The 16,445-nt window shown below is 63.1% G+C and carries 12 protein-coding genes; 10 read left to right on the forward strand and 2 right to left on the reverse strand.

From position 1 onward, the window contains the following. Positions 1 to 27 precede the first annotated feature (27 nt). From recC to recD, 3 genes are read left to right on the forward strand one after another with little or no spacing between them, the layout of a single operon-like run. Positions 28 to 3,429 (forward strand): exodeoxyribonuclease V subunit gamma, encoded by a 3,402-nt coding sequence (gene recC, locus WBA38_RS11665; protein ID WP_424322756.1) that lies wholly within the window; start codon positions 28 to 30, stop codon positions 3,427 to 3,429. Next, the gene (locus WBA38_RS11670; RefSeq protein ID WP_424322757.1) at positions 3,426 to 6,827 is read left to right on the forward strand and encodes a UvrD-helicase domain-containing protein; all 3,402 of its coding nucleotides are present in this window, start codon (positions 3,426 to 3,428) and stop codon (positions 6,825 to 6,827) included. Before recC ends, WBA38_RS11670 begins: the two co-directional genes overlap by 4 nt. Beyond that, positions 6,824 to 8,740, forward strand: coding sequence for an exodeoxyribonuclease V subunit alpha (recD, locus tag WBA38_RS11675; RefSeq protein WP_424322758.1), 1,917 nt, complete (start codon positions 6,824 to 6,826; stop codon positions 8,738 to 8,740). Before WBA38_RS11670 ends, recD begins: the two co-directional genes overlap by 4 nt. 103 nt (positions 8,741 to 8,843) lie before the next feature. Here the strand turns inward: recD and WBA38_RS11680 are convergent, their stop codons facing one another. Continuing rightward, a complete protein-coding gene (locus tag WBA38_RS11680; RefSeq protein WP_424294366.1) occupies positions 8,844 to 9,599 on the reverse strand; it encodes a PIG-L family deacetylase in 756 nt (251 codons plus the stop codon). 73 nt (positions 9,600 to 9,672) lie between these two features. Here WBA38_RS11680 and htpG point away from each other — a divergent pair, with 73 nt between their 5' ends. After that, positions 9,673 to 11,592 carry a molecular chaperone HtpG gene (gene htpG, locus WBA38_RS11685; RefSeq protein ID WP_424322759.1) on the forward strand — a complete coding sequence of 640 codons (1,920 nt, stop codon included), beginning with the start codon at positions 9,673 to 9,675 and terminating at the stop codon, positions 11,590 to 11,592. Positions 11,593 to 11,597: 5 nt separating this feature from the next. Next, positions 11,598 to 12,116, forward strand: a complete 519-nt coding sequence (locus WBA38_RS11690) for a nitroreductase/quinone reductase family protein (RefSeq protein WP_424294364.1) — start codon at positions 11,598 to 11,600, stop codon at positions 12,114 to 12,116. A gap of 123 nt (positions 12,117 to 12,239) precedes the next feature. Here WBA38_RS11690 and WBA38_RS11695 read toward each other — a convergent pair whose 3' ends face one another. Continuing rightward, positions 12,240 to 13,103 carry a crotonase/enoyl-CoA hydratase family protein gene (locus WBA38_RS11695; RefSeq protein ID WP_424297406.1) on the reverse strand — a complete coding sequence of 288 codons (864 nt, stop codon included), beginning with the start codon at positions 13,101 to 13,103 and terminating at the stop codon, positions 12,240 to 12,242. Between the two features lie 58 nt (positions 13,104 to 13,161). On the opposite strand from WBA38_RS11695, the gene WBA38_RS11700 reads away from it, so the two are divergent. From WBA38_RS11700 to WBA38_RS11720, 5 genes are all read left to right on the forward strand, one after another. After that, complete coding sequence (locus WBA38_RS11700; protein WP_424322760.1) at positions 13,162 to 13,845, forward strand: VOC family protein; 684 nt, start codon at positions 13,162 to 13,164, stop codon at positions 13,843 to 13,845. Positions 13,846 to 13,941: 96 nt separating this feature from the next. Further along, positions 13,942 to 14,346, forward strand: coding sequence for a VOC family protein (locus WBA38_RS11705; RefSeq protein WP_424322761.1), 405 nt, complete (start codon positions 13,942 to 13,944; stop codon positions 14,344 to 14,346). Between the two features lie 74 nt (positions 14,347 to 14,420). Then, a complete protein-coding gene (locus tag WBA38_RS11710; RefSeq protein ID WP_424297411.1) occupies positions 14,421 to 15,056 on the forward strand; it encodes an LON peptidase substrate-binding domain-containing protein in 636 nt (211 codons plus the stop codon). A gap of 4 nt (positions 15,057 to 15,060) precedes the next feature. Then, positions 15,061 to 16,053: a pirin family protein gene (locus WBA38_RS11715; RefSeq protein WP_424297413.1), complete on the forward strand. Its 993-nt coding sequence runs from the start codon at positions 15,061 to 15,063 to the stop codon at positions 16,051 to 16,053. Next, complete coding sequence (locus WBA38_RS11720; RefSeq protein WP_424297415.1) at positions 16,046 to 16,393, forward strand: GNAT family N-acetyltransferase; 348 nt, start codon at positions 16,046 to 16,048, stop codon at positions 16,391 to 16,393. The genes WBA38_RS11715 and WBA38_RS11720 overlap by 8 nt, the downstream gene beginning before the upstream one ends. The last annotated feature ends 52 nt before the right edge of the window (positions 16,394 to 16,445 follow it).

Raw genomic sequence — 16,445 nt, forward strand, 5'->3', positions numbered from 1 at the left:
GAAACCTGGATCGAGGGGGACGCCACGATGCTCATCGTTAACCGTGCCGAACAGTCGGGTGCCTTGGTCGACGCGCTCGCGGAGTCACTTCGGATGCCGCTGGCCGACCCCATGCAGACGGAGATTGTCGCCGTACCTGAACGGGGAGTGGAACGATGGCTCCGACAGCAGTTAGCGCTGCGGATCGGGACCGGTGCCACAGCGGATGACGGAATCGCCGCCAATATCTCCTTCGACTCGCCACAGGTGCTACTCCGACAAGTGCTCGCTGGGATCACTACTGACCCAGATGCCGCGGAGAGCTGGTTCTCCGACCAGCTTCGGTGGCCAGTTTTGCGTGTCCTCGACGCCAATATCGACGACCCTGCGCTCGCTGTCCTGGCCATGCATCTGCAGCGTGACAGCGTTGGCGGTGGGCGTCGGCTCTCGACGGCATCCACGATCGCCGGCCTCTTCAGTTCGTACGGCTGGCAACGTCCGACAATGATCGCCGAATGGTCGCGCGGCCTTGATACCGACGGTGCCGGCGGTGAATTGGCTGAGCACCTCGCTTGGCAGCCGTGGTTGTGGCGCCTCGTCCGTGAGGAAGTGGGGCATCCACACCTTGCCGAGGATCTTCCGGCTGTCACCGAGCGGCTCCGCGACAATGCCAGCGCCGTCGACTTGCCGTCCCGGTTCGCTCTTTTTGGCCCCACCCGCATCCCGCAGACCCTGTTGACGGTTCTGCATGCGCTTGCCAACCAGCGAGAAGTGTCGCTGTACTTGCCGCACCCATCGCCCGCCCTGTGGAACCAGGTAGCGAGCAGTGCGCCCGCCACGCCAATCCGGCGGCGCACGCAACGTCTGGCTCCGCGGCTATCTCACCCGTTACTGGCGAGCCTGTCCCGCGACGTGCAAGAACTCCAGGAAGTCCTCCTCCCAACGCATTTGGCCGGTGCCGATCGCAGTCGGCACCTCCAGACTGGACCGGCCGAGGCCGCCACCGTCTTGACTGCGCTCCAGGACGGCATCCGTCGGGACGATCCCGGGCCGGCCGTGGCATTGACGGAACTCAGTGGTTCCGACGGCAGCGTCGAAGTGCATGCATGTCACGGCGCGGGTCGTCAGGTGGAAGTGCTCCGCGATCGACTCCTGCATCTGTTCAACGCCGACCCCACCCTGGAACCACGTGATGTCCTCATCATGTGCCCGGATGTGGAGACCTTTGCACCGCTCATCGGCGGTGTCTTCGGGCAGTCGGGCCTCGGTCGCGACCATCCCGCCTTTTCGCTTCGAGTGCGGCTCGCTGACCGAGGACTCCGTTCCCAGAACGCTGTCCTCGATGTCGTCGCCCGAATTCTGGACCTGGCGGCAGGTCGCGTGCGGGCGGGGGACCTGCTGGACCTTGTCAGTGCCGAACCGGTCCGGCACCGTTTCAATTTCTCCGTCGAGGACATCGACGCGATAACCGGGTGGGTGCAGCGTTCGGGTATTCGGTGGGGCATCGACGATGCTGGACGCACACGGTTCGGGCTCGGGGGATTCCCCCAGGGCACCGTCCAGAGCGGTCTCGACCGAATTCTGCTCGGGGTGGTCGCGGAAGAGGCCGAGAATGAATGGCTTGCAACAGCATTGCCACTATCGGGAATCGACTCCACCGACACCGACCTCGCAGGTCGATTCGCGGAATTTGCTCAGCGGACAGCGTCCCTCCTTCAGCGGGTCTCGCAACGGCACAGTGCACCCGAGTGGTCATCCCTGCTCCTGGAAATCGTCGACCTTCTCACCGACACCACCTCGGACACCGAGTGGCAGCGGGCACAGGCGGTCGGCATGGTCACCGAAACACTCACCGTTCCCGAGGGCGCGGAACCGTCCGAGTTGGAGCTTGGCGACCTTCGGGACCTGATGTCGCAGCTGGTTCAGGCACGACCCACGAGATCAAACTTTTGCACCGGCGAACTCACCGTCTGCTCAATGGTGCCAATGCGTTCGGTACCGCATCGGGTGATCGTTGTCCTCGGGATGGACAGCGGGGCATTCCCCCGCTCGTCTGCAATCGACGGCGATGACATTCTGCAGGTGGCGCCGATGGTTGGGGAGCGCAACGTGCGCGACGAAGATCGTCAGACCTTCCTTGATGCCATTGGTGCCGCCACCGAGAATCTGTTGGTGTTCTACTCGGGTGCCAACCCGTTGACCGGGGCCCAGACGCCGCCAGCAGTGGTGGTCTCCGAACTCCTCGATGCAGTTCGCAACACCCTGGGAATCGCGCCGGGGCAACCGGTCCCAGTGCTGCACCGACACAGCTTGCATGCCTTCGACGAACAGAACTTCGCCCACGACGACAGCGCCGTACCGGGATCTGTACCGTTCAGCTTCGACCGCGACCTTCTTCCCGCCGCGCGCTCGTTGAGCGTGCTGACCCGATCCGGGGATCGGGGGCGGCCACCGCCGGTCATCGCCGATGAGAAACTCTCTCGCGTCGACGTCACCGGAGACGTCGATCTGGACGACTTGATCTCGTTCTTCGCCGCACCCGTGGAGGGCTACGCACGCCAGCGACTCGGCGTCGGGCTGCCCGACGCCGCAGATGCGCACAGTGATGAACTGGCGGTCAGTCTCGACGGACTGGAGAAATGGGGCGTTGGCAATCGTTATCTGACTGCCCTCCTCAACGGCGCGGATGGAACTGCCGCGCAGGGTGCCGAGCTTCGTCGAGGCACCCTGCCGCCGTTTGCCTTTGGCGCACGCGAGTTTGCCCCGATACGCGACAAGGCCCGTGCCGTGGCGACCGCAGCGGAGGGATACCGCAGCGATTCGGCCGATGCCATCGACGTCCGTGTTCGACTTCCCGAGGGCCGCAGACTGTACGGCACGGTAGGGGATGTGTTTTCCCGGCGACTGGTTCCGGTCAGCTATTCACGATTGGCGCCAAAGCATCGACTGGCGGCGTGGATTCGACTCCTGGCCATGGCGGCGGGCTCGGACAACCCGGCGTCCGAGGCGATCATCATCGGTAGCGCATCGGGCCGCTACCCGTCGGCCAAAGTGAGCCGCCTGCGAGCGCCAGACAATGCCGCCGACATCCTGACCGCGCTCGTCACGATTCGCGACGTAGGGCTTTCGGCACCGATCGGCCTCACTCTTGACGCCGCGGAAGCCGCTGCCTCGGAATTTCTGCGGACCGATTCGGACTTCAAAGCCTTGCGGCGTGCCCGGTTTACCTACGACAAGTCGTATTCGGACGCCAACCGGTATGCGGGACTGGTGTTTCACGGCGACCCGGACGCGGACGTGGGCTTTGACGTGCTCATTAACGCCGTCCCGAACCTCACCCAGTTGGCGGAAGTAGCGGACACGCTGCCCGGCGACGAGACGACGAACATGTACGTGAGGCTCGCCACCATCCTGTTCGGACCGCTGCGCTCGCACGAGGAGGATCGATGACCGCCACCGGCACCGATCATGCTGCCGCCTTCGACCTGACCGCACCGCTGCCTCAGGACACCCTGGTGCTGGAGGCGAGTGCGGGCACCGGCAAAACCTATGCGATGGTCGCGCTGGCTGTGCGCTACCTAGCCGAGGGCGTGCCCATCTCAAACCTGCTGATGGCGACATTCTCCAACGCCGCGTCGGCCGAACTTCGCGACCGAACCCACTCGCGCCTCACCCAATGCGTTGCGGATCTCGCCGATCCGGTGAGTGCTCGGCAGTCGTCGGACACATTGGTGGCGTTTCTCGCTGAAGTTGATGACGCGGAGGTACAAGTTCGCCGTGACAGACTCGCCGATGCCCTCTCCGATTTCGACGCGGCAACCATGGCGACGACACACACTTTCTGTAATCGAATGCTCGCCGCGCTGGGCTTCCTCGGGGGACGCCAGCAGCAGTTTCCAATCCTAGAAAATGTCGACGAGATGGTTGCCGAGCTCGCCCGTGATGCGTACCTGGCGCGGTTCGCTGGCGATCCCGATTCGGCGCCCGACTTCGCCGATGCTGAGGAAATCGCGATCAAGGCGGTCCGCGACCCGGCTGCCCTCCTGGCACCCGTACGCGATGACGAACGCAGCGACGATTCCGACGTTCGCGTGTGGATCGCGGAGCAAGCCCGCAAACACACCGCATTGCGGAAGCGGCTCGCACGCGTCCGCACCTACGATGACCTGCAGCAATCGCTGTACGAGATCGTAACCGACGACCTCATCGGCGACGAGGCCTGCCGCCGGATCCGGCTGCAGTACGACGTGGTCCTCATCGATGAGTTTCAAGACACCGACCCCCAGCAGTGGGCGATCGTTCGTCGGTGTTTTGATGGCCACTTACCTCTGGTGTTGGTAGGCGACCCCAAACAATCGATCTACGCCTTTCGCGGCGCGGAGGTCCTGAGCTATCTCAACGCGGTTCAGACAGCGGGGGAGCAGCGTCGTCTCACCGTGAACTGGCGCTCGGACCAAGCGGTCGTCGACGGTGTCGGCGTGCTGTTCGACGCCGCGACCCTGGGCAATCCGCAGATCGCGTACCGCCCGGTCACCGCCAACCGGCCCGGTTCGCGACTGCGTGGTGCGCCGGCAGTCCGCATTCGCGCCTTCACGAAACGCGACTTCAGCCAGAAGACGCAGGACGGTACGACCCCACTGGTGCGCCAAGTACGCGACTTCGTGACCGAGGATGTCGCCAACGACATCGCGGGAGTCCTCGCCAGCACCACAGTCACCCTCGACGACGGCGAAACCAGACCTGTAAAACCCGGTGATATTGCGGTTCTGCTGCGCGCCAACCGGACTATTGCACCACTCCAACGGGCGCTGGCAGACCGCGGAGTCGCCTCGGTCGTGACATCCGGAACATCGATCTTCGCCACGCCCGCCGCACGATTCTGGTGGTATGTGCTGACGGCAATCGAAAGCCCGTCGCGTCAGCCGCGCGTGCGTCTCGCCGCGCTGACCCCGATCGTTGGACTGTCGGCACAAACGTTGGAACATCAGGGCGAGACGGGCGTCGGCACTCTCGCCGGGCAGTTCGCCGAACTCGGACGAGTCTTCGACGACGGCGGGTTTGCCGCAATGTCAGCTCGCCTTTTTTCCGAGTTCTCCACGGCAGCAAGGCTTCTCGAGATGGCGGACGGTGAACGACTGCTGACGGACATCCTGCAGCTATCCGAACTGTGCAACCGGCACACCGCTGAGAATGCGGCAGGCTTGGCGTCGCTGGTGGATTGGCTCGGCAACCAGATCGACGACGGTGCCTCGTGGGGGCAGCAACGCGACGCCACCCGACGTTTGGATCGGGACACCGAAGCGGTGCAGATCATGACCGTCCATGCGTCAAAAGGACTCGAGTTCCCCATCGTGTACGTGCCGTTCGGTTGGGACGGCGTGAGCCACCCCAACCCGGCGACGTTCCTGTTCCACGATGGCGATCAGCGCTTCCTCGATGTCGGTGGCAAGAAAGCCCGCGGCTATGCGCGCCGCGACCGGCAAGCACGCGCCGAAAGTGCGGGCGAAGACCTCCGACTGCTATATGTGGCGGCGACTCGGGCCCGCAGTCAGGTGGTTCTGTGGTGGGCCCCGAGTACGACGACTGCGCGCGGGGCTCTGCATCGCCTCCTGTTCACTGCCGCCGATCGTCGAATCAGTGCCCGCGCGGGAGTCGTCACGCCGATTCCTGAGACGGTGCCGATCCCTGAGTCTGACCACGATTCGGTAGCGGTGCTCCGCGACTTGGCTACCTATGGCGAGTCGATTGTCGTTGAACCTGCGGGTCGCGAAGCGCGCTGCGAATGGCTGCCGTCGTCGCTGCCGGACGCCGCACCGGAGTTGGACGTCGCGATCTTCTCTCGGCGTATCGATCAGCATTGGCGTCGCACGTCGTATTCGGCAATCGTCGCCGACGCGCATGCAGCGATGCATGCGCAGGCGCCGACACCGCCGTCGATGGTGCTCTCAGGCAGCGAACCGGAAGACGTTCTACGACCCGACGAACCCGACGACATCGGAGCAGCGGGCCCCGGCGTGGAGACGGCGTCGCCCACGGAAATTGCTGGCATGCCGTCGCCGATGAATGGCCTGCCGTTCGGTGCCGGATTTGGCACCCTGGTGCACGAGGTGCTGGAGCACGTCGACACGTCATCGACCGATCTGGAAGCGCACGTTCACCAGATGTGCCGCCAGGGGGCCATCGCGCGCGGTGTCGACATCGACGTCGATGTGCTGGCGCGCGCCCTGATTGGAGTGTTGACGACACCGCTGAACGGGATGGACGGTCCAGCCTGGGATCTGTGGAGTGTGAAGCCCGGCAATCGTCTCGCGGAAATGGATTTTGAACTGCCACTATCGGCGGCCTCAGGTGGATTTGGGCTGGCTGCTGTCGGGGACCTGCTGGCCCGGCATCTGCTGCCGGGTGATCCCCTTGCGACCTACGCGGATCAGGTCCGGACAGTGTCGTCGGACCGATTCAGCGGCTTCCTCACCGGCAGCATTGACTCGGTGCTGCGCACGCCGCAGGGCCGTTTCATGGTGGTCGACTACAAGACCAACCGGCTCCGACCGGGCGAACTCGCCGTCACCGATTTCAACACCGAAGCGATGGCTGCGGAAATGATGGCCGCGCACTATCCGCTCCAGGCACTGCTGTATTCCGTTGCGCTGCACCGGTATCTGCGATGGCGGGTGGCCGATTATGAGCCGGCCGTGCATCTTGGGCCGGTGCAGTACCACTTCGTTCGCGGTATGGCTGGGCCAAAGACCCCCGACGGTTGCGGGGTTTTCCAATGGAACCTCCCGGCTTCCCTGGTTACAGCCATGTCGGATCTCTTGGCCGGGTGCGACGAGGGGAGCGCAAAGTGACTGTCGCCAAATCCGCTAGCGGCAGAAGTTCGTCTTCACGGGCGCACTCACAGCAGGTGGCCCTCGGCTCCGACCTGCTGACTCCTTTCAACGATGCGGGCATCCTCAACTCCGCTGACGTACACGTGGCGCGGCGGATCGCTGAACTCTCGGGCGCGCCCGTGAGCGAGAATGTCTTGCTCGCGGCGGCGCTGGCTGTCCGAGCAGTTCGCAGCGGTTCGACCTGCGTGGAACTCGGCAGCCTCGCCGAGTTGCCGTCGCCGGGTGCCGACGCCGAAGGTGCCGCACCGCTCCCGTGGCCAACTCCGGAAGCCGTCGTCAACGACCTGCGCGCGTCGCACTTGGTGACCGGGTGCCCGTCGGGTCCGCTCCGGCCATTGGCTCTGGCGTACTCCGACGACGGACCACTCCTGTACTTGCGCAAGTACTTTCGGCAAGAGCAGAGCATTCGGCGGATCCTCGACGAACGCGCAACGTCGCGTCCCAACGCCGATGCCGCGACACTGACAGCTGCACTCGACGCGGCATTCGGTGCCACCGATCCCGCCGGCTACGACCGTCAGCGCGCGGCAGCTGCGGTGGCGGCGACGTCGTGGACCACAGTCCTCGCGGGTGGCCCGGGGACGGGTAAGACGTACACCGTCGCAAGAATCCTGGCCGTCATGGAATCGCTGTTCGACGGAGATTTACGGATCGGCCTGTGTGCCCCCACCGGGCGCGCGGCGGCGCAGCTGCAGACGTCGATCGGTGAATATCGGCGTAGCAACCAATCTCTGCGGACCGATCCGTCGGCCGTGACCGTTCACCGTCTGTTGGGCTCACGCCCAGACGGGACGTTTGTTCGGGGGAGCGGCAATAGGTTGCCGTTCGATGTGGTGGTTGTTGATGAGACCTCGATGCTGCCCGTCACCATGATGTGCCGGCTGCTGGAGTCACTGCGCAGCGATACGCGACTGATCCTGGTGGGGGATCCGCACCAATTGGTTTCGGTCGAGGCTGGCGCAGTGCTTGCGGACTTGGTCGACCGCGATCAGGCCGAGCGTGAACACAGTGCTCTGCCGGAGACGTTTGTTCAGGCTGCAGCGTTAGAGTCGGCTGATTTTGATGAGGCAGAACGGGCTGCGCTGGCCCGCGGTGTGATCACGCTGCGTCGCGGGCACCGCTACGGCGACCGGATTGGCGAGATCGCCGAGGCGGTCAATTCTGGCAACGCCGACCGCGTGCTCGAACTCGTTGGTCGCGGTGCGAAGACCGACCATCCGGTGCGGCTCATCGATCCAGAAGATGCCGAAGCGGTTCGGGCCGATGCCGTCGACTGGGCGCGTGCGCTGCGCCTCGGTGCCGAGGCCGGAGATGCGAAGGCGGCAGTGCAGGCGCTCCGCGGGCATCGCGTGCTGTGCGCACATCGCGACGGTCCCTACGGTGTCGCAGGCTGGTCACGGAAGGTCATCGGATGGATCAGCGACGACCTGGGCGCAGCGACCACGGGTGCGGCTGCCGGTGGTTGGTATCCGGGTGAGCCGCTGTTGGTGACGGCAAACGACCGCACCCAGGATGTCTACAACGGTGACTCCGGCGTTGTCATCACCACCGAAGACGGCGGCATGGCGGCCGTCTTTGAGCGAGGCGACGACATTAAGACCTTGCATCCCAGCCAGTTGGCGGCGGCAGTCCCGGTGTACGCCATGACAATTCACCGCAGTCAAGGCAGCCAGTTTGGCACCGTGACCGTGGTGTTGCCGCCGCCGGACGCAGAGCTTCTCACGCGGGAACTGCTTTACACCGCGATTACCCGCGCCGAAAACGAGGTCAACATCATCGGCACTCCGGAAGCTTTGCGCGCCGCAGTGCAACGCCGCGTCGCACGCGCTTCCGGCCTCCGCGCCGCTCTTACCGAATACCTCCCCGACTAACTTCCCTTTTCTGTCACAATTCGGACTTTCCGTCACCAAACGACACGATCGGTGACGGGACCGGCGGCGGCCGGTGGGCCGATGTGACAGAAAAGGGGCGACGTTAGACGAGGTCGGCGCCGCCCGGCACCAAATCTCGCCGCATGTACGCCTCGGAACCCAGGAAGAGTCGCTGCTCGGGCGAAGGTAGCGCAGCGAATTCTTTCATCGTCTGGCTTCGCTCCAGTTCAGTCTGGTGACACCTGATTGCCCGAATTTTGCAGCCGACGCAGTCGGACACGTCGACCGTCACATCAATGCGGTCGGCGGGAGTGCCCCGAACCGGCAGATGGGTGTCGTACTCCATGTGCGGCGCCAAGGCTTCGACCGTCGACTCGGGGATGGTGATGAAATACATCGACTTGACCTGCCACGGCGCACCCAGATTGGGGTGGTAGGGGGCAATAGAGGCCGCGTCGGCTGCGGCGCACGCCAGCCGGTTAGCGTGAATATGGTCGGGGTGTCCGTACATCCCGTAGGCGTCGTAGGTGACGACGATGTCGGGCTTGAGATCCCGAATGTGAGCGACCAGCGCGGCAACCTGCTCGTCGAAAGGCGCGAGAATGAACGCCGTCGCACCCGGTGCCGACTCGGGAACAAAACTGTCGGCGTAGCCCAGCATGATGGGATCTGATGCGAGCCCTAATTCGCGCCCGGCATCGCACAGTTCACTGTGCCGCACGGTGCCGCGAACCCAGGTGCACGTCACCAGCGACACGTGACCACCTTGGCGAGCATGGCGTGCAATGGTGCCGCCGGTCCACAACGATTCGTCGTCGGGGTGGGCGTGGACAAATAGTGCACGAGCGATGCCTGACACAGCCTCACCCTACGCGCCGCGCTCACGGTAAACTCAGCCGCGCGAATTCAGTTTCTTGACAAGGAGTCTCTCTGTGGCATCGCAGGTGTATGAGTTTCAGGCCCAGGCACGTCAGCTTTTGGACCTGATGGTTCATTCGATCTACTCGAACAAGGACAGTTTCCTGCGCGAGTTGATCTCGAACTCTTCGGACGCCGTCGACAAGCTGCGACTGGAAGGCCTCCGGAACAAAGACCTCGACGCCGATATCTCTGACCTGCACATTCGCCTCACGCCCGATAGTGAAGCGCGCACGCTGACAGTCGCCGACAACGGAATCGGCATGACTCGCGACGAAGTGATCGATCTGATCGGCACCGTCGCCAAGTCGGGTACGGATGAACTGCGGCGCAAGCTGGCCGAAAACGACGCCGCCGACGCCAGCGACCTGATCGGCCAGTTCGGTATCGGTTTCTACTCGGTGTTCATGGTTGCCGATCGCGTTGAGCTTCTCACCCGCAAGGCGGGCGAAACTGTCGGTACACGCTGGGAGTCGACCGGCGACGGAACCTACACCCTCGACGAGGTTGCTGACGCGCCGCAAGGCACGTCGATCACTTTGCACCTGAAGCCGGTGGACGAAGAGAATGCCGTTCACGACTATGCGAACCAGATGGTGCTGCGCGGCCTCGTGAAGAAGTACTCGGACTTTATTTCGTGGCCGATCCGCATGCAGGTGACCAAGCAAGTTCCTGGCGAAGGCGACGCTGAACCGACCGTCGAAGAGGTCGACGAAACCCTTAACTCGCAGAAGGCATTGTGGGCGAAGAACCCGAGCGAGGTCTCGAAGGAGGAGTACGCCGAGTTCTATCGCCACGTTTCGCACGCCTGGGATGAACCACTCGAGACGATTTCGGTGCACGCCGAAGGCACCTTCGAATACCAGGCACTGTTGTTTATCCCGACGCAAGCACCGTTCGACCTGTTTATGCCCGAGCAGTCGACGGGCATTCACCTTTACGTTAAGCGCGTGTTCATCATGGACGACGCCGCCGAACTGATGCCCGTCTACCTGAGGTTTGTGCAAGGTGTCGTCGACGCAGCAGACCTGTCGCTGAATGTGTCACGCGAGATCCTGCAGCAGGACCGGCAGATCCGGGCGATCCGCCGTCGCCTCGTCAAGAAGGTCATCGCGGCCGTGCAGGAGATCCAGGCGCAGCGTCCCGAGGACTACCAGACCTTCTGGGCCAACTTCGGGCGCGTCTTCAAGGAAGGCTTGATCAACGATCAGGACAACGCGCAGGCCATCCTTAAGGCGTCGGTGTTCGCCTCCACCCAGAATGAGACCGAGCCGACTCGCTTGGCCGACTACGTGACCCGCATGAAGCCCGAGCAGGACGTCATTTACTACATGACGGGCGAATCCCGCACCCAGATTGAGCGATCGCCGCACCTGGAAGCGTTCCGCGCCAAGGGTATTGAAGTGCTGCTGTTGTCGGACCCGGTCGATGAAGTGTGGGTGTCGGCCATTCCGGACTTCGACGGCAAAAAGTTTGTGTCGGTCGCCAAGGGGGTCGTCGACCTCGACGGTGCCGACGACGAGGCCGACGACGAAACAAAGTCCAAGCGCGAGGAAGAGTTCGCGCCGCTGCTGTCGTGGATGGGCGAGACCCTCACCGACGAAGTGACCGAGGTTCGGTTGACGAATCGTCTCACCGAGTCGGCAGCGTGCCTGGTCGGTGATGACTTCTCGATGACTCCGCAACTTGAGAAGCTATATCGGGCATCGGGCCAAGAGGTGCCCCGATCGAAGCGAATCCTGGAACTGAACCCGGACAACGCGTTGGTTTCGGCGCTGGCCGGAAAGTTTGGCACCGCCGACGACCACACGGACCTGGAGTCGACGGCCAAACTCGTCTACGCGGCGGCCGTCCTTGCTGAGGGCGGCGACCTCGAAGACCCCGCTGAGGTGGCCAAGCTGCTCGCGGAAACTCTCACCCAGAGCCTCGGCTGACGCGGATGGCGCAGAAGCTGACAGACCAGGCACCCATTCGGTATCTCCACGGCATCATCACTAAATTGGCGATCTTGATCGGGTCGCTGACTTGGCTACCGAAGTACTTGCCGTGGATCGTGAAGGTCGACAACGTGGTGCAGCGACTGTCGAACAAGAACGTCGACCTGTTGCGGATTGCCGGGCTTCCTGGCATCACGATCACGGTGCCGGGCCGCAAGAGCGGGGTGTTGCATTCGACGACGATGCTGACTGCGCCGGACGGTGACGGCTGGTTGGTCGCTGGATCATTTTTTGGGGGGCCCAAAACCCCGGCGTGGGTATTTAACATCCGCGCGGTGGACTCGTTCGACGTCTCCTACCATGGCGTCACCTCGCGGATGGTGGCCACGGAGCTCGACGGTACCGACCGCTCCCGGGCGTGGGATCAGTTGCTGAGTGTGTGGCCCAACTTCACGATGTATGAGGAGCGCACCGACCGAGTGATTCCGCTGTTCCGCTTGGCCCCCGTTCCCGCGGCCTAGCCCCCGCGCCGCTTGCTCCGTTCTCGCCGCGCTCCGTTCTCGCATGATGCGTTGATTCCCGCACTACGTCAGACGTAGTGCGGGAATCAACGCATCATGCGGGAACAGCAGGAGCGGAGCGGGCTACTCGCCCTTGAAGTTGGGGTCGCGCTTCTCGAAGACAGCGGTGACGGCCTCGGTGAGGTCGTTGCTGGGCAGGAAGGCAGCGTTCCAGGCGGCGACGTAGCGCAGGCTGTCATCGACGCGGGCGCTGCGACTGTGATCGAGCACGTCCATTACCCCCTGCACCACGAGGGGGGCGTTGCCTGCGATCTCTGCGGCAATCTCCCTGGCAGCGGCCACCGTCGCATCCTTGTCCTCGTACACGTCGTTGACCAGGCCAATCTTCTCGGCGCGACGGGCGTCGATGTCCTTGCCCGTCAAGGCCAGATCACGGGTGTGACCGTCGCCGATGATCAGCGGCAGCCGGGCAAGAGAACCCATGTCGGCGACGATCGCGACCTTCACTTCGCGGACGCTGAACTTCGCATCGGCGCTGGCCACGCGAATGTCTGCGGCCGAGATCAAGTCGACGCCGCCGCCAATGCACCAGCCAGCAATCGCCGCGATGACCGGCTTGCGGCAGTCGGCGACCGCGTTGATACCAGCCTGCATGTGCTTGATCATGTTGTGGAACTCCGTACGAGCTCCAGCCTTGGCATCCGGTGCCAAGACCTTCGCGAAGTCGCCCATCATGGCGGGGAGGTCTAGGCCAAACGTGAAGTTTTTTCCGGAACCGGTGAGCACCACGGCACGGACTTCGGGATCGGAGTCCAGGCCGTTAAACAGCGGTGCTGCTTCGCTCCAAAAATCGGGGCCCTGAGCATTTCCCTTGCTGGGGCCAATCAGCGTCACCTCGGCGACATAGTCGGCGACGGTCACTTCAAATGCCTTGTAGACGCGCGTGCGATATTCGGGGGCTGCGGTCTGTGCGGATTCCTGAGTCACAGCCGCGATGCTACCGCGACTTCTTACCCGTCGGTAACACTTGTGCCACGATGGTGCTGTGACCACGAATGTGACTCAGATTCACGATCCGCTCTCCATCTCCGACCTTCACATCAGCTTGCCGGTCGCAGACCGCACCGAGGCCGCCACAATGTACGACCTTCTCCTGGGGCAGGCAGCAGGTCAGCACTGGTTGGCCACGAATGGGTCGATCAGTCTGCTCGACGCCGCCGCGCCGCTGACGATCGACCTTGGTGTCGCGGACCTTGCGGCGAGTCAAACCCTTCTGCAAAAGCGGGGCATGACGCTTGGCGCCAATGGCACTCTCGTTGACGTCCCGCCGCTGCGGATCGCCGAACTGGCCGGGGTCGCGGTCGGTACGCGGATGATCGATCACATCGTTTTGACTGTCGGCAACGCGGATTCGGCGATAGCGCTTTTCGGCGGGCGGTTGGGGATCAATTTGCGGCTCGTGAAGGATTTGGGGAAGGGCGTTGCGCAGTTGTTTTTCCGAACCAGATCGGCGGTTATCGAAGTGGTCGCGGGAACGACCGAGCCCTCCGACGGCATCGGCGTCATGGGGTTGGCGTGGCGGAGCGATGATATCGAGGCGGAACAGCAACGTCTGGTGGCGGCCGGACTCGCGGTCAGCGACGTGCGGACGGGACGAAAGCCCGGAACCAAGGTGTGTACGGTGCGCGAGCCGGGACTTGGCACCGCCACGCTATTAATCGAACAGTAGATCTACCGCGCCGCGAGCATCACCGTCGTACCGTGGTGACGGTACCGCGGATAGGAACGGCCATCTGTAGGCCCAGCCATCGACGAAAGGTCAGTAATGTCAGCGCAATTGAACCCGTACCTCATGCTCAGCAATACGGCTCGCCCGGCCCTTGAGTTCTACCGAGACATCTTTGGCGGAGACATTGAAATGCGTACCTACGCTGATGTTCCGGGGACGCCACCGGAATCGGCTGACCGCGTAATGCACGCCACTTTGACGACCTCCGACAACATGGTGCTGATGGCGGCGGATTCACCGGAGGACACCGCCGAATCGGTATCCCGCCAGATCGCAATCTCGATCAGCAATGCCGATGCTGATGTGAACCAGCAGTGGTGGGATGGCCTGTCGGTCGGCGGCACCGTCGAAGTTCCGTTTGTGAAAGCGCCGTGGGGCCACCGTTTTGGCATGTTGGTCGACAAGTTCGGCATTCGCTGGATGGTGAGCGACGCCGACTAGCGGTCGTCGAACCAGCTTACTGCGGTGACCTTTGAAGCAGGGTGTGTGAAAGGGGCCGCGGGTAGGGTGCTCGTATGAGGGAGATGCCGATGTTTCCGCTGGGCAGCGTGCTGTTGCCCGGGGAGGAACTACCCCTGAAGATTTTTGAACCCCGTTATGCGGCAATGATTTCCGCTGTCGATGCAAATGGCGGTCAGTTCGGTGTGGTGCTGATCGAACGCGGATCTGAAGTTGGTGGTGGGGACGATCGGGCCATGGTCGGGACCGTCGCTCAGGTCGATCGCATCGCCCAATTGGGGCCTGGGCGGTTCTCGCTGACCTGCCACGGGGTCTCCCGAATCCGGGTCGACGACTGGCTCCCGGACGATCCGTACCCGCGCGCTCAAGTGGTCGACTTTCCGGACGAACCGGTGCCCGACGTGGACTGGGCGGAACTGCTCGCCAAACGCGCCCAACTACAACTGCTGTGCGGGCAGGGCGGCCGACAGGATCCGCAGTTGCGGTGGATTGCGTCCCAGTTGGGAATGCCAGTGGCCTACGGCGACGGCGATCCGGTAGCTGATTCTTATCGAGCCGCGTCGGACCTGCCGTTGGGGCCAGCGGATCGGCAAAGTGTTCTACAGGCCCTTGATACCGCACAGCGGGTCGAAGGGATCGAGACAGCGCTCGACGACTTGATCGCAGCGCTGAGATTTCGGTTGGAGGGATAGTTCGATGAGCAATATGGAAGCCACACCCGTCGAAGTGGCGTGCGTAGGTGAACCGACTTCGGGAGTGGAGGTGATCGAGTCGCGGGAGGTGCCACTCGGTGGTCTTCGCGCGATGATGGTGCGACGCACCCTGCCAACACGAAATCGTTCAATGATCGGAGCCTGGTGCTTTGCCGATCACTACGGGCCAGAACCCGTCGCCGAGTCCGGGGGTATGCGGGTGCTTCCGCATCCGCACACCGGTCTCGCCACGGTTAGTTGGCTCTTCGAAGGCGAAATTGAACATATCGACAGTGGCGGCGTACACGAGATGGTGCTGCCGGGTGAAATGAACTTGATGTCGGCGGGGGCTGGCATTAGCCATTCGGAAGTATCGACCCCGCAGGCCGATGTTCTACACGGCGTGCAGTTGTGGCTAGCTTTGCCCGACCACGCTCGGCACGGCGACAACGGCTTTCAGCATTATGTACCAGAGGCCGTCAAATTGACCGACCCGTCAGGTCAGGCAACCGGCTTGATCAAAGTGTTTGTCGGTGAACTCGCCGGATCTGCCGCTGACATCGTCACGGCGACGCCGCTGCTCGGCGCCGAAGTTCTAATTGAGCCGAATGCTCGCGTCGTGCTCGACGTCGACCCGAGTTTCGAGCATGGGGCTTTGCTCGATACTCCAGCACTTTCGGTGAACGGCGTTGAACTCCAACGTAGTTCGCTCGGCTACGTCGGCCCGGGGGCGTCAAAGTTGGAGTTGGTCAATCCGACCGGAGCGCTTGCGCGAGTGATTCTGCTCGGCGGTGAACCGTTCGAAGAAGACATCGTCATGTGGTGGAATTTCATCGGCCGCGACCATGACGAGATAGTCCGCTTCCGAGAGGAATGGCAAATGCGGTCCGAGCGTTTCGGAGTTGTTGGAGGCTGGGAATCGGACGAGTGGATTCCCGCGCCGCCGCTGCCAAATACCCGACTTAAGCCACGAAAGAGGCCCTCAACCAATGACTGATTCAGCATCCACGGAAGCAACAGAACGCACCGAGGTTGTGCGTAATGACGAGCAGGGTCGGTACGACATTCTCGTGAACGGGGAGCTCGCGGGCTTCACCGAGTTTGTCGACAAAGGTCCGCAACGGATCTTTCCGCATACCGAACTTGACGAGCGCTTCTCGGGGCGCGGACTCAGTTCAATCCTGGTGAGCCAGGCGCTGGCGGACACCCGCACGGCTGGCCAGCGAGTGGTACCTGTGTGCCCGCTGGTGGCGCGGTGGGTCAGCAAACACGACGAGTTCGACGACATCGTCGACCCGGTGACCCCGGAAGTCTTGCAGTTCTTGCGGTCCCGCTAGCTCGCCCCACCGTTCTCGCATGATGCGTCGATTCCCGCACTACGTCTGACAT

It is taken from the genome of Gordonia sp. (in: high G+C Gram-positive bacteria), assembly GCF_049647785.1.
In the GTDB taxonomy this organism is placed as follows: Bacteria; Actinomycetota; Actinomycetes; order Mycobacteriales; family Mycobacteriaceae; genus Gordonia.

Excerpts from the sequence above, each read along its gene's own strand:
- WBA38_RS11670 (WP_424322757.1), top strand. The coding sequence starts at position 3,426 with ATGACCGCCACCGGCACCGATCATGCTGCCGCCTTCGACCTGACCGCA.
- WBA38_RS11720 (WP_424297415.1), top strand. The coding sequence starts at position 16,046 with ATGACTGATTCAGCATCCACGGAAGCAACAGAACGCACCGAGGTTGTG.
- WBA38_RS11690 (WP_424294364.1), top strand. The coding sequence starts at position 11,598 with ATGGCGCAGAAGCTGACAGACCAGGCACCCATTCGGTATCTCCACGGC.
- WBA38_RS11715 (WP_424297413.1), top strand. The coding sequence starts at position 15,061 with ATGAGCAATATGGAAGCCACACCCGTCGAAGTGGCGTGCGTAGGTGAA.
- recC (WP_424322756.1), top strand. The coding sequence starts at position 28 with ATGCTCATCGTTAACCGTGCCGAACAGTCGGGTGCCTTGGTCGACGCG.
- WBA38_RS11710 (WP_424297411.1), top strand. The coding sequence starts at position 14,421 with ATGAGGGAGATGCCGATGTTTCCGCTGGGCAGCGTGCTGTTGCCCGGG.
- WBA38_RS11705 (WP_424322761.1), top strand. The coding sequence starts at position 13,942 with ATGTCAGCGCAATTGAACCCGTACCTCATGCTCAGCAATACGGCTCGC.